The 12,506-nt window shown below is 71.7% G+C and carries 8 protein-coding genes and 2 tRNA genes; 6 read left to right on the plus strand and 4 right to left on the minus strand.

Annotation, left to right across the window (positions count from 1 at the left end):
• Window positions 1–16 precede the first annotated feature (16 nt).
• Both GRS48_RS13615 and GRS48_RS13620 read left to right on the plus strand, forming a co-directional pair.
• Entirely contained in the window at window positions 17–1,141 is a 1,125-nt protein-coding gene (locus tag GRS48_RS13615; RefSeq protein ID WP_159487426.1) for a M24 family metallopeptidase, read from the plus strand.
• Window positions 1,142–1,256: 115 nt separating this feature from the next.
• Window positions 1,257–2,180 (plus strand): dihydrodipicolinate synthase family protein, encoded by a 924-nt coding sequence (locus GRS48_RS13620; protein WP_159487428.1) that lies wholly within the window; start codon window positions 1,257–1,259, stop codon window positions 2,178–2,180.
• Between the two features lie 269 nt (window positions 2,181–2,449).
• On the opposite strand, the gene GRS48_RS13625 is transcribed toward GRS48_RS13620, so the two are convergent.
• Both GRS48_RS13625 and GRS48_RS13630 read right to left on the minus strand, forming a co-directional pair.
• Window positions 2,450–3,511, minus strand: a complete 1,062-nt coding sequence (locus GRS48_RS13625; protein ID WP_159487430.1) for a phosphotransacetylase family protein — start codon at window positions 3,509–3,511, stop codon at window positions 2,450–2,452.
• Complete coding sequence (locus tag GRS48_RS13630) at window positions 3,504–5,624, minus strand: acetate--CoA ligase family protein (RefSeq protein WP_159487432.1); 2,121 nt, start codon at window positions 5,622–5,624, stop codon at window positions 3,504–3,506. The genes GRS48_RS13625 and GRS48_RS13630 overlap by 8 nt, the downstream gene beginning before the upstream one ends.
• Before the next feature lie 291 nt (window positions 5,625–5,915).
• Here GRS48_RS13630 and folP point away from each other — a divergent pair, with 291 nt between their 5' ends.
• Both folP and GRS48_RS13640 read left to right on the plus strand, forming a co-directional pair.
• Window positions 5,916–8,567, plus strand: a complete 2,652-nt coding sequence (folP, locus tag GRS48_RS13635) for a dihydropteroate synthase (protein ID WP_159487434.1) — start codon at window positions 5,916–5,918, stop codon at window positions 8,565–8,567.
• A 99-nt stretch (window positions 8,568–8,666) separates the two neighbouring features.
• Complete coding sequence (locus GRS48_RS13640; protein ID WP_159487436.1) at window positions 8,667–10,103, plus strand: bifunctional oligoribonuclease/PAP phosphatase NrnA; 1,437 nt, start codon at window positions 8,667–8,669, stop codon at window positions 10,101–10,103.
• A 141-nt stretch (window positions 10,104–10,244) separates the two neighbouring features.
• Here the strand turns inward: GRS48_RS13640 and GRS48_RS13645 are convergent.
• Both GRS48_RS13645 and GRS48_RS13650 read right to left on the minus strand, forming a co-directional pair.
• Window positions 10,245–10,317 (minus strand) — tRNA-Asp (locus tag GRS48_RS13645).
• Window positions 10,318–10,348: 31 nt separating this feature from the next.
• Window positions 10,349–10,421, minus strand: a tRNA-Asp gene (locus GRS48_RS13650).
• 295 nt (window positions 10,422–10,716) lie between these two features.
• On the opposite strand from GRS48_RS13650, the gene GRS48_RS13655 reads away from it, so the two are divergent.
• Window positions 10,717–10,944 carry a DNA-directed RNA polymerase subunit H gene (locus tag GRS48_RS13655; RefSeq protein ID WP_159487438.1) on the plus strand — a complete coding sequence of 76 codons (228 nt, stop codon included), beginning with the start codon at window positions 10,717–10,719 and terminating at the stop codon, window positions 10,942–10,944.
• Window positions 10,941–12,506: a DNA-directed RNA polymerase subunit B'' gene (locus GRS48_RS13660; RefSeq protein ID WP_159487440.1), complete on the plus strand. Its 1,566-nt coding sequence runs from the start codon at window positions 10,941–10,943 to the stop codon at window positions 12,504–12,506. The genes GRS48_RS13655 and GRS48_RS13660 overlap by 4 nt, the downstream gene beginning before the upstream one ends.

Raw genomic sequence — 12,506 nt, forward strand, 5'->3', positions numbered from 1 at the left:
CGAACCGAGGGGGTGCATGAACGCGGACCCGTACCCGACCCGACGCGACCGCGCCGCGGCGCTGCTCCGTGCCGCCGGGGCCGACGCCTTGGTCTGTGCCCCCGGTCGCACCCTTCAGTACCTGACCGGCCTCGACGAGGAGCCGAGCGAACGCCACTTCCTGCTCGTCGTGCCCGCCGACGGCGACCCCGCGCTGCTCGTCCCCGAGCTGTCCGGCGCACAGGTGCGCGCGGGGACCGACGTCGCCGACGTCCGAACGTGGGACGACGGCGACGACCCGGTCGCGGCGGTGCGGGCGCTGCTCGCGGACCGCGACCTCCGCGAGGGTCGGTCCCTCGTCGACGACCGGATGTGGGCCCGGTTCACTGCGGACCTCCGGGCGGCCGCCCCCGCGGCGACGTGGGGGCTCGCGAGCGAGGCGCTCGCGGGGCTGCGGATCCGGAAGGACCCGACGGAGATCGCGGCGCTCCGGGCGGCCGCGGCCGTCGCGGACGCGGTCGTCGACGACCTCCGGGCGCTCGGACCGGACGCGGTCGGGCGGACGGAGGCCGAGCTCGCCGACTGGATCGAGGAGCGGCTGGCCGTACACGGCGGCGACGGCGTCGCCTTCGAGACGATCGTCGGCGCGGGGCCGAACGGGGCGCGCCCGCACCACCGCCACGGCGACCGCGAGGTCCGGGCGGGCGAGCCGGTCGTGCTCGATTTCGGGACCCGGGTCGACGGCTACCCCTCCGACCAGACCCGGACGCTCGTCTTCGACGGCGAGCCGTCCGCGGAGTACCGGGCGGTCCACGAGGTCGTCCGCGAGGCACAGCGCGCCGCCGTCGACGCGGTGGAGCCGGGCGCGACCGCCGGGTCGATCGACCGCGCCGCGCGGGCGGTCATCGAGGCCGCGGGCCACGGGGACGCGTTCGTCCATCGGACCGGCCACGGGGTCGGCCTCGACGTCCACGAGGAGCCGTACATCGTCGCCGGCAACGACCACGTGTTGGAGCCGGGGACCGTCTTCTCGGTGGAGCCGGGCGTCTACCGCGAGGGCGCGTTCGGCTGCCGGATCGAGGACCTCGTCCTCGTCACGGACGAGGGCGCGGAGCGGCTCAACACGACCGGCCGCGGCTGGCGGTGCGGGGGCGACGACTGAGCGCGCCGACGGACGACTGAACGCGCGGGGAGGGCGCTCCGCGCGGACGGCCTCGTCGCGCGGACGGCCTCGCCGCGAGGGAAACGGCTACGTCGCTGGCGTCGCACGCGCGGGTATGGACTTCGAAACGGAGCTCCGCGGGGCCACCCCGCCGCTCGTGACCCCCTTCTCGGGGCCCGACGCCGGATCGGTCGACCACGACGCGCTCGCCGCCGTCGTCGAACACGCGGTTGACGGGGGCGTCGCCGGCCTCTTCCCGAACGGGACGACCGGCGAGTTCGCGAGCCTGACCGCGGCCGAGCGCGCGGCGGTCGTCGAGACGACGGTCGCGAACGCGGCGGGGCGGCCGGTGCTCGCCGGCGTCGCCGACACCGCGGTCGCGGACGTCCTCGATCACGCCGACCGGGCGGCCGATGCCGGCGCGGACGCCGTCGTCGTCACCCCGCCGTACTTCCACGCGGAGTCCGGAGAGGGCGGCAACCGGGCGTTCCTCCGGGCGGTCGCCGACGGCTCCCCGCTCCCGACGTTCCTGTACGACATCCCGTCGTGTACGGGTAACCCGCTCTCGGCAGAGACGGTCGTCGCGCTCGCGGACCACCCGAACGTCGCGGGCGTGAAGGACTCGAGCGGCGACTTTTCCGGCTTCTGCCGGCTCCTGCGTGAGACGCCCGACGGCTTCGTCCTGCTGCAGGGGTTCGACGCGCTCCTGCTCCCGTCGCTCCGGATGGGCGCGACGGGCGGCGTACACGCGCTCTCGAACGTCGTTCCCGAGGCGTTCGCGGCCCTCCACCGGGCGGCCGTCGGCGACGGCGACGGCCGCGACGACGGCCGCGCGGACGCCGTCCACGAGGCGATCGGCGGGCTGTTCGACGTCTGTCTCGACCACGGCTTCGCGCCGGCGACCAAGGCCGCGCTCCGTGCGCGCGGCGTCGTCGACGACGCCGCCGTCCGCCCGCCGCTGTGCGGGGTCGACCCGGAGGCGATCGAGGGCCCGCTCGCGGCCGTCACGGCCGCGACCGACCGGGACGACCGTCGGTAACGGAGCGTACAGTCGACGATAAAAGGCGCGTCGCCGCAGGGACGACGCGTCAACGGGTGCGACCGTGTGCCTCGGCCCCATTGGAGATGAGAGGGTGTCCGCGATAACGGTACCACCAAATAATTCCGGTTTCCGAGAGGGGGAGCGGCCGATCCGAGGGCTCGGTTCGGGGAGGAGCGGCTCTGAGCATCGGACCGGGTTCGACCTCGGGCCCGACCTCGATTTCGAGGCCCCGGCCTCGAGCGAACGGATCGCCCGACAGCGACCGCCTACACGAGCGCGTCGACGTCGACGTGGGCGGCGAGCAGCTCCGTCATCCGGTCGACGGTGCGCGCGTCGCGAGTGCGGCCGCCGCTGACGACCGCCTCGGCGCGGTCGATCGCGGTGACGGTGTCCGTGTTGACGGCGAGCACCGGTTTGCCGGCCTCCGCGGCCTTGCCGAGCACCGCGCCCGACGGGCGGTGACCGCCGGTCAACACGAGACACTTCACGCCGGAGGCGTCGAGCGCGGCGGTCTGGACGTCCGCGCGGTCGCCGCCGGTGATCACGGCGGCGTCGCGGGCCCGGCGGAAGTGCCGGAGCGCCTCGTCGCCGCTCATCGCGCCGACGAGGAAGCGCTCGACGAACGCGTCCGTCGGCGCGTCGGTCAGCAGCTCCGCGCCGAGCTCGTCGGCGAGTTCGCCGACGGTGACGCCCGCCAGCTCCTTCTCGCGCGGGACGGCCCCGAAGACGGTGATCCCCTGTGATTCGAGGAACGGGATGCCGTCCTGATCGAGCGAGTCGAACGCGGTCTCCGACACCTTGTTGAAGACGACGCCCGCGAGCCGGTCGCCGAACGCCTCCGCGGCCGCGAGCACCTCGTCGAGGTCGGCCGGCGTCTCGTAGCCGGCCACCAACACGACCCGCGCGTCGAGCAGCTCGGCCACGTCGCCGTCCGTGAGGTCGACGACGCCCCCGGTGGTCCAGTCGCCGCCACCCTCCAGGAACATGTGGTCGCGGTCGGCCGCGAGCGCCGTGAACTCCTCGCGGACCCGGTCGTGCAGCGCGGCCACGTCCTCGGTGCCGCGGATGGCCCCCTCGATGAACGTCGGCGAGTAGACGATCGGCTCCATCTGGTGCATCTCGGCGTCGAGCCCGAGCACGTCGCGCGCCAGCATCGGGTCCTGATCGAGCGTCTTGCCGACGTTCGACCGCAGGCGCGTGCCCTTCGGTTTCATGTAGCCGACGCTCCGGCCGCGGTCGGCGGCGAGCCTCGCGAGCGCGAGGGTGATGGCGGTCTTTCCGGCGTGTTCTCCGGTCGCGGTGACGAGCGTGGTGGTGGTGTCAGTCATGGGTTCGATCGAGCTCCTCGGGGTCGACGGTGAGTCGCACGTCGACGGCGGCGGCGTTCGCCCCGTCGGCGTCGGGCAGTGCAACGAGCGGGTTGATGTCCAGCTCGAGGATCGCCGGGAAGTCGGTGACGAGCTGGGAGAGCCGGCCGATGGTGTCGACGACGGCGTCGACGTCGACCGGGTCGCGGCCGCGGGCCCCCCGCAGCAGCGGCGCGGACCGGATCTCCTCGGTCATCTCGCGGGCCTCCGGCTCGGAGACCGGCGCGACGCGGAAGGTGGTGTCCTCCATCACCTCCACGAAGATGCCGCCCAGCCCGAACATCAACAGCGGGCCGAACTGCGGGTCGCGGTTCATCCCGACGATCGTCTCGACCCCGTCGTCGAGGTCGACCAGCTCCTGGACCTGTACGCCGAGCAGCGTCGCGTTCGGCTGGTAGTTCCGCGCCCGGGTGATCAGGTCCTCGTAGGTGTCGGCGACGTCCGCGTCGGCGACGCCGACGGCGACGCCGCCGATGTCCGACTTGTGGAGGATGTCCGGCGAGACGATCTTCATCACGACCTCGCCGTCGATCCCCGCGGCGACCTCGCTCGCCCGCTCGGGCGAGTCGACGATCTCGCCGGCCGGCGTCGGGATCCCGTAGGCGTCGAGCAGCGCCATCGCCTCGACGCCGAGGCGGTTGTCGTCGCGGTCGTGGACCGCCGAGAGCACCTCGTGGGCGCGCTCGCGGTCGACGTCGAACGACATCGGGTCGGCGTACTCCCGATCGCGGATGTCGCGGTAGCGCCCCAACGTGGCGAGGCTCTCGATCCCGCGGGCGGGGTCGAAGTAGCAGGGGATCCCCTCCTCCTGGAGCCGCCGTTTCGGCTCGCGGGTCCGGTCGCCGCCCATCAGGCAGGCGGCCACCGGCGCGGCCATCCCGTCGCTCACCTCGCTGATCGCGTCCGCGAGGTCGTCGAAGTCGATGACCGCAGTCGGGGCCGCCAACACGAGCGCTGCACCCACGTTCTCGTCGGCCGCGACGATCTCCAGCGCCTCGCGGAACCGGTCGATGTCGGCGTCGCCGATGACGTCGACCGGGTTGTGGACGTTCGCCTCGTCGGGCATCGACTCGCGCAGGCGCGCGGTCGTCTCGCCCGAGAACGAGGCCATCTCCAGGTCGGCGTCGCCGACCGCGTCCGTCGCCATGACGCCGGGACCGCCCGCGTTCGTGACGATCGCGACGGCGTCGGTGTCCGGCAGCGGCTGGCTGCCGAGGATCCCCGCGGCGTCGAACAGCTCGTCGACCGACTCCGCGCGGATCACCCCAGCCTGGTCGAGCCCGGCCTCGTAGGCCTTCTCGGAGCCGGCCAGCGTGCCCGTGTGCGAGGACGCCGCCTGGGCCCCGGCGTTCGTTCGGCCGGATTTCACGGCGACGATCGGGGTGTCCTCGGTGGTCTCTCGGGCCGCCTCGATGAACTCGCGGCCGTCCTCGATCCCCTCGAGGTAGCCGATGATCACGTCCGTCCCGTCGTCGTCGCCCCAGTGTTCGACGAAGTCCGTCTCGTCGAGGACCGCCTTGTTGCCGAGCGAGACCACGTCCTTGAAGCCGACGCCGTGGTCGTTCGCCCAGTCGAGGACCGCGGTGACGAACGCACCCGACTGGCTCATAAACGAGAGCCCCCCGGGCAGAGCGTTCTCGGGTCCGAACGTCGCGTTCATGCCCGAAGGCGTCGACATGACCCCCAGGCTGTTGGGGCCGACGAGGTCGAGGTCGTACTCGTCGGCGAGCTCCGCGAGCCGCGTCTCGCGTGTCGCTCCCTCCTCGCCCGTCTCGCCGAACCCGGCGGTGATCACGACGACGTTGCGGACCCCGGCCTCGCCGCACGCCTCGATCGCGTCCAACACGATCGACGGCGGCACGACGACGACGGCCACGTCGGCGTCGGCCTCGTCGATCGAGCCGACGCAGGGGGTCCCGAGCACCTCGTCGTAGTTCGGGTTGACGGGGACCGTCTCGCCGTCGAAGTCGTCGAGTAAGTTCGACGTGACGGCCCGACCGACCGCGCCCGCTCTGGCGGTCGCACCGACGACGGCGACCCGGTCCGGGTCGAACAGCTCGTTGAGCGTACCCATCAACGTGGTGCTACGCCGGGGGGTCGGTTAAAGCCGGGTGGGAGGGGCTTCAGTAGCCGAGTGAATCGTGCGGATCCGTGCCGTCCGTGGGTCGTGGACGCGTCACGACGCCGGCGACCACGCGGCAGCACCGACGACCACGCGGCAGCACCGGCGACCGCGTCGTTCGACGGAGGCCGCGTTCGTTCGGAGAGGATCGCACGTTCGCTCGGCGGCGGCACCACGCGTTCTTCGGGCGGCGCGAGCCCCCGGTCCGTTACGCCTAAGCGACGCCGCGTCGACCGACGGCGTATGCACTACCACGAGGCGGCGAACTTTCTGTTCGACCTCCGCCGCTTCTCCGTCAGCCCCGGGACCGAGAGCGTCAGGGACCTGCTCGCACACCTCGGCGGTCCCGAATCCGAGGTGCCGTTCGTGCAGATCGCCGGCTCGAACGGGAAGGGAAGCACCGCGCGGATGGTCGAGTCCGCCCTCCGGGAGGCGGGGCTCTCCGTCGGGCTCTACACCTCCCCACACCTCGAGTCGCTCTCCGAGCGGGTCCGCGTCGACGGCCGACCGATGACCGAGGACGCGATCGCCGCGTTCGTCGCCGAGGTGAAACCGTGGCTCGTCGACCGGGCCGCGGCGGGCGAGCCGCTCACCTTCTTCGAGGTCGTCACGGCGATGGCGATCCACGACTTCGCGCGGCGGGACGTCGACGTCGCCGTCCTCGAGGTGGGTCTCGGCGGCGAGTACGACGCCACGAGCGCGGTCGACCCCGTCGCGACCGCGGTCACCAACGTCTCGCTGGAGCACACGTCGGTCCTCGGCGACTCGATCGCCGAGATCGCCCGCACGAAGTCGCGGATCGCCGCGGGCGGCGCGCCCCTCGTCACCGCCTGCGACGGGGAGGCCCTCCGGGTCGTCCGGGAGGTCGCCGCCGACGCCGGCGCGCCGGTGACGACCGTGGTCGGGCCGGGCGTCGACCGGGACGCCGACGAGCCCCTCGAAAGCGGAACGGGTGGCGACCGCCCCCCCGAAAGCGGAACGACCGATGGCGAGGCGGCCGAGTCGGCGGATCCGGCGATCGTCGCGACCTACGAGGGGCGGGTGAGCCCGACGGACGCCGCGGTCCGGTTCGCGGGCGAAGCGGCGGGCACCTACCGGATCCCGCTGGTCGGCGAGCATCAGGCGACGAACGCGGCGATCGCGACCGTGCTGGCTCGACGGACGCTGGCCGCCCTCGACGGCGACGTGGGCGTGCTCGGCGGCGGCGTGGCCGCGCTCGACGGTGACGCGGGCACGCACGACCGCGACGCGGATCGGGACGGCGGGGCGCTCGCGGCCGGGCTCGCGCGGGCGACCTGGCCCGGACGCTTCGAGGTGACGGGCACGGAGCCGCTCGTCGTCCTCGACGGCGCGCACAACCCGGCGGCCTGCGGGACGCTCGCCGGGACGCTCGCGGAGTACGCGTACGACGACCTCCACCTCGTCTACGCGGCGATGCACGACAAGGACCACGCCGGGTCGCTCGCCGCGCTGCCGGACGTCGCCGCCGCGATCACGTGTCGGCCCGACCTCGACCGCGCCGAGGACCCCGAGGTGTTGGCCGCGGCCGCCCGGGCGGCCGGGATCGACGACGTGACCGCCGGGGCGGGCGTGGCGGACGCGTTCGCGACGGCGCTCGACCGGGCCGACGAGGGCGACTGCGTCCTGCTCACGGGGTCGTTGTTCGCGGTCGCCGAGGCGCGGGCGGTCGCCCGAACGGTGACGCCGAAACGGGTCGCCGACCGGGCGAGCGCCGACCGAGCGCTCGCCGACGCCGGCGTCCAACCCCGGACTGCCGAGGAGGTCCGGGACGGGGTCGATCACCGGGTGATGACGCTCCGGCTGCGGGGCACACAGGCACGTCACGTTCGCGCGGAGCTGCGCGCGGTCGGCGGCGAGGCCGCGATCGGCGGGGCGGGCGCGGACGGGGGTGAGCTCGTCCCCGTCGTCCTGGCGGGGACGGTCGCGGAGTTCCGCGCGCTCTGTGACCGGCTGGCGACGGGGACGCCCTCCGCGGACGGGCTCGCGGGGATCGCCGCGGACCTGCGGGCGCGGGTCGGTCTCTCGGAGGCGGAGCCCGCGACCGAGTACCCGTGGACGGACGGGACCGCGGTGATGGGCGTGCTCAACGTGACGCCGGACTCGTTCCACGACGGGGGTCGCCACCGGGGGCTCGACGACGCGGTCTCGGGCGCGAAGCGGATGGTCGCGGCCGGCGTCGACGTCCTCGACGTGGGCGGGGAGTCGACGCGACCGGGCGCGGAGGCGGTCCCCGTCGAGGAGGAGATCGCGCGGGTCGTCCCCGTGATGGAGGCCGTCCGGGAGGTCCCGGCGGTCGCCGACGGCGACGTCCTCGTCTCAGTGGACACGCGCAAGCCCGCGGTGGCGGCGGCCGCGCTCGAGGCGGGCGCGGACGTCATCAACGACGTGACGGGGTTAGAGGACCCGCGGATGCGCGAGGTGGTCGCCGAGGCGGGCTGTCCCGTCGTCGTGATGCACAGCGTCGACGCGCCGGTCGATCCGACCGCAGCGCCCGAGTACGGGGACGTCGTCGCCGACGTCGTCGCCGACCTGCGCGAGCGGCTGCGGCTGGCCGAGACGGCCGGCATCGACCGAGAGCGAGTGATCGTCGATCCCGGGCTCGGCTTCGGGAAGTCGGCCGCGGAGAGCTTCGAGCTGCTCGGCCGGCTCGACGAGTTCGCGGCGCTCGGCTGTCCGGTCCTCGTGGGGCACTCACACAAGTCGCTGTTCGGCGCGATCGGGCGCGGTCCGGACGACCGCGAGCACGCCACGGTCGCCGGGACCGCGGTTGCGACCGCCCGGGGCGCGGACCTCGTGCGGGTCCACGACGTCGCCGCGAACCGCGCCGCGGTCGACGTGGTCGCGGCCGCGACCGATCCCGGATCGATCGAGTGAGCGGCGACCGCCGTCGTCCCGGTACCGCCGTCCCACCGTCGACGCCCCGGTCGTCGCGCGGGCGGCAGCGTTTTTGGTCGTCGTCCCGCAGATGTGAGCATGCCCCGTCGCCTGCTGCTCGGCTGTAGCTCGGTCGGGTACACGCTCGTCGAACGCGTCCGCGGGGCGTACGGCGAGCTGCACGCGATCACCGACGATCCCGGGTGGGCGTCGACGCTGCGCGACGAGAACGTCGCCACCGCGGAGGCGGATCCGACCGATCCCGGCACGTACCCGGACGCCGCGGAGGTGGTGATCGTCGCCGGCGACGACCCGGCGCGCAACGTCGCGGCCGCGGAGGCGGCCCGACGTCGCTACCCCGACGCGATGATCGTCGCGCACGTCGGACACGAGCCGACCGCGAGCCACCGGACCGCGCTCGATGCGGTCGCCGACCGGGTCGTCGATCCGGTGGAGAGCATGGTCGGCCGGACGCTGGACGCGGTCGGCACGGACGCACAGGAACGGCCCGTGCGGCTGCTCGACACGCTCCGAAACCTCCCGGGGCCCCTGCTCGTCGTCGCTCACGACAACCCCGACCCGGACGCGATCGCGAGCGCGCTCGGCCTGGCGCGGATCGCGGACGTGGTCGGCGTCCCGGCCGACCCCTGTTACGGCGGCGAGATCGCTCACCAGGAGAACCGGGCGCTGGTGAACCTCCTCGACATCGAGCTGCGGACGTTCGACGACGTCGTCGTCGACGACTACGGCGGGATAGCGCTCGTCGACCACTCGCGGGCGGGGATCAACGACAGCCTCCCCGAGGGGACGCCCGTCGACATCGTCGTCGACCACCACCCGCCGCGCGGCCCCGTCGAGGGGTCGTTCCTCGACATCCGGCCGGAGGTCGGCTCCACCAGCACGCTGATCGAGGAGTACCTCTCCCGGCTGGGTGTCGAGCCCGACCGACAGCTGGCGACCGCGCTGCTGTACGGGATCCGGATCGACACGAAGGACTTCACGCGCGAGACGTCGATCCCCGACTTCGAGGCGGCCGCCGCGCTCACGCCGCACGCCGACGAGGACACGCTCGAACGCGTCGAGAGCCCGAGCGTGAGCCCGGAGACGCTGCGGGTCCTCGGGCGGGCGATCGAGGGGCGCGACGTGCGCGGCACGATCGCCGCCTCCTGCGTCGGCGAGATCACCGACCGCGACGCGCTGGCGCAGGCGGCCGAGCGCCTGCTCGCGCTGGAGGGCGTCACCGTCACGTTCGTCTACGGCTACATGGACGGCGTCATCTACGGTTCGGCGAGGGCGCGCGGGGCCGACGTCGACATCGGCGAGCTGCTGCGCGAGGCGCTCGACGCGATCGGGTCGGCCGGCGGCCACGCGAACATGGCCGGTGCACAGGTCCCGCTCGGGATCCTGGAGGCCGTCGCCGAAGACGAATCGCTCCCCGAAGTCGTCGCCGAGTTCGTCTCCGGGCGGTTCTTCGAGGCGGTCCGTGATCCCCCCGCGCAGCCGAGCGGGACGGCGACCGAGTTCCCGACGGACTGAGCCGGACTTAACGGTCGGCCTGATACGGGCTCAACGTCGACCTAATACGGGCTCAACGTCGGCCTGATACGGGTCTGATTGGAGAACACGTAGCAACAGGACGCAGAGTCGCGTCGCTCGGGGAGTAGTACGTTCGAGAAACGCCCGGAGCGGGATTTGAACCCGCGTCACGACCGTGACAGGGTCGTATGATGGGCCACTACACCATCCGGGCAGACTCCGATAACCGGCCCCGAAATCGGGGACGCCCGGAGCGGGATTTGAACCCGCGTCACGACCGTGACAGGGTCGTATGATGGGCCACTACACCATCCGGGCTTGCTGCACTCACTCGTATCCCCGTCTGGCAAATAAGGCTTGTCATCGCGCACGGGAGTGAGTGCCGTTCACAGCCACCGGGACTGGCCCTGTCCCGGTACTCGTACCTGATACGTTTTTCTGCCTGCATCCATGCCCGATACGTTTTTGATGCTCGTACCCATGAGGTTCGGTGACGACCGCCCCGGTGTATTCGGGAGCCGCGCGTGGCGGACGCGGTTGGCAAGCCTTATCTGAATGGCGCATATAACTTGCTGTAGTATCTCGTGATAGCTTCTCCCCACCACCAGCACCCATGGTAGACGTAAGCCAACACGAACTCGTCCCGGACCACACCCTTCTCGACGATGAGGAGGTCGAGGAGGTTCTGGCGGAGTATAACGTGAAAAAGACCAACCTGCCGAAGATCAAACGGACGGACCCCGCCGCTCCCGACGCGGCCGAAGTCGGTGACGTCGTGAAGATCGTCCGAAACTCCCGAACGACCGATCAGGCGGTCGTGTTCCGACTCGTCGTCTCATGAACAGGCAAGACAGACGCGTGGTATCACGCGAATACTTCTCCGACGACCGGCTCGCAGAACACCACTTCCGCTCGTTCAACAACTTCCTGGACCGCGGCATGCAGGAAGTCGTCGACGAGAAGGAGACCATCGACACCGACATCGGCGACAAGGAGGGCCAAGAGCCCGTCTACGTCGAGCTCGGCGACGTGCGGATGCTCACTCCTCGCGTCCGCGAGGCGGACGGCTCCGAGGAGCTGTTGTACCCACAGGAGGCCCGCCTGCGGAACATCACCTACTCCGCGCCCGTGTTCATGGAGATGTCCATCGTGCGCGGCGGCGAGGACGAGCCCGAAACCGTCGTCGACTCCACCGAGACGAAGGTGGGTCGGATGCCGGTGATGGTCGGCTCGAACAAGTGTAACATGGCCGATTTCTCCGACGAGGAGCTGATCGACATCGGCGAGGACCCCGTCGACCCCGGCGGCTACTTCATCGTCAACGGCTCCGAGCGGGTCCTGATGACGAGCGAGGACCTCGCGCCGAACAAGATCCTCGCGGAGTACGACTCGAAGTACGGCGACGAGATCCAGGTCGCGAAGACGTTCTCTCAGCGACGCGGGTACCGCGCGCTCGTGCTCTGTGAGCGCAACCGGGAAGGACTCCTCGAGGTGTCGTTCCCCTCCGTCTCCGGCTCGGTGAACTTCGTGACGCTCGTCCGCGCGCTCGGGCTCGAATCCGACGAGGAGATCGTCCACCGCGTGAGCGACGACCCCGAGATCGTGAAGTTCATGCTGGAGAACTTAGAGGAGGCCGACGTCCAGACGACCGAGGAGGCGATCGAGACCCTCGGCGAGCGCGTCGCCTCCGGCCAGGGGAAGAACTACCAGCTGAAACGGGCGAACTACGTCATCGACCGGTACCTCCTCCCGCACCTCCACGAGGAGGGCGTCGACGACGAGGACGTCCGGATCAACAAGGCGTACTACCTCTGCCGGATGGCCGAGGCGTGTTTCGAACTCGCCTTACAGCGCCGCGAGGCGGACGACAAGGACCACTACGCGAACAAGCGGCTGAAGGTGTCCGGCGACCTGATGCGCGACCTGTTCCGGACGGCGCTCAACAAGCTGGCACGCGACGTGAAGTACCAGCTCGAACGGGCCAACATGCGGAACCGCCAGCTCACCGTGAACACGGTGGTCCGCTCGGACGTGCTGACCGAGCGGCTCGAACACCCGATCGCGACGGGCAACTGGGTCGGCGGGCGCTCGGGCGTCTCCCAGCTCGTCGACCGGACGGACTACATGGGCGTGCTGTCGCACCTCCGCCGGCTGCGGAGCCCGCTGTCACGCTCCCAGCCGCACTTCGAGGCGCGCGACCTGCACGCGACCCAGTGGGGTCGCATCTGTCCCTCCGAGACGCCGGAGGGGCCGAACTGTGGGCTCGTGAAGAACTTCGCGCAGGCGATGGAGCTGTCACAGAACATCGAGGACGAACAGGGGCTGAAACGAGAACTGGCGTCGATGGGTGTCGAGGGGATCCCCGGCATCGAGGGCGTCGAACGACAGACGGCGGACGATTAA

The organism is Halorubrum sp. JWXQ-INN 858, assembly GCF_009806985.1.
Classification (GTDB): Archaea; Halobacteriota; Halobacteria; order Halobacteriales; family Haloferacaceae; genus Halorubrum.

Coding starts and splice junctions, on each gene's coding strand:
- folP (WP_159487434.1), top strand. CDS start 5,916: ATGCACTACCACGAGGCGGCGAACTTTCTGTTCGACCTCCGCCGCTTC.
- GRS48_RS13615 (WP_159487426.1), top strand. CDS start 17: ATGAACGCGGACCCGTACCCGACCCGACGCGACCGCGCCGCGGCGCTG.
- GRS48_RS13655 (WP_159487438.1), top strand. CDS start 10,717: ATGGTAGACGTAAGCCAACACGAACTCGTCCCGGACCACACCCTTCTC.
- GRS48_RS13625 (WP_159487430.1), bottom strand. CDS start 3,511: ATGACTGACACCACCACCACGCTCGTCACCGCGACCGGAGAACACGCC.
- GRS48_RS13660 (WP_159487440.1), top strand. CDS start 10,941: ATGAACAGGCAAGACAGACGCGTGGTATCACGCGAATACTTCTCCGAC.
- GRS48_RS13620 (WP_159487428.1), top strand. CDS start 1,257: ATGGACTTCGAAACGGAGCTCCGCGGGGCCACCCCGCCGCTCGTGACC.
- GRS48_RS13640 (WP_159487436.1), top strand. CDS start 8,667: ATGCCCCGTCGCCTGCTGCTCGGCTGTAGCTCGGTCGGGTACACGCTC.
- GRS48_RS13630 (WP_159487432.1), bottom strand. CDS start 5,624: ATGGGTACGCTCAACGAGCTGTTCGACCCGGACCGGGTCGCCGTCGTC.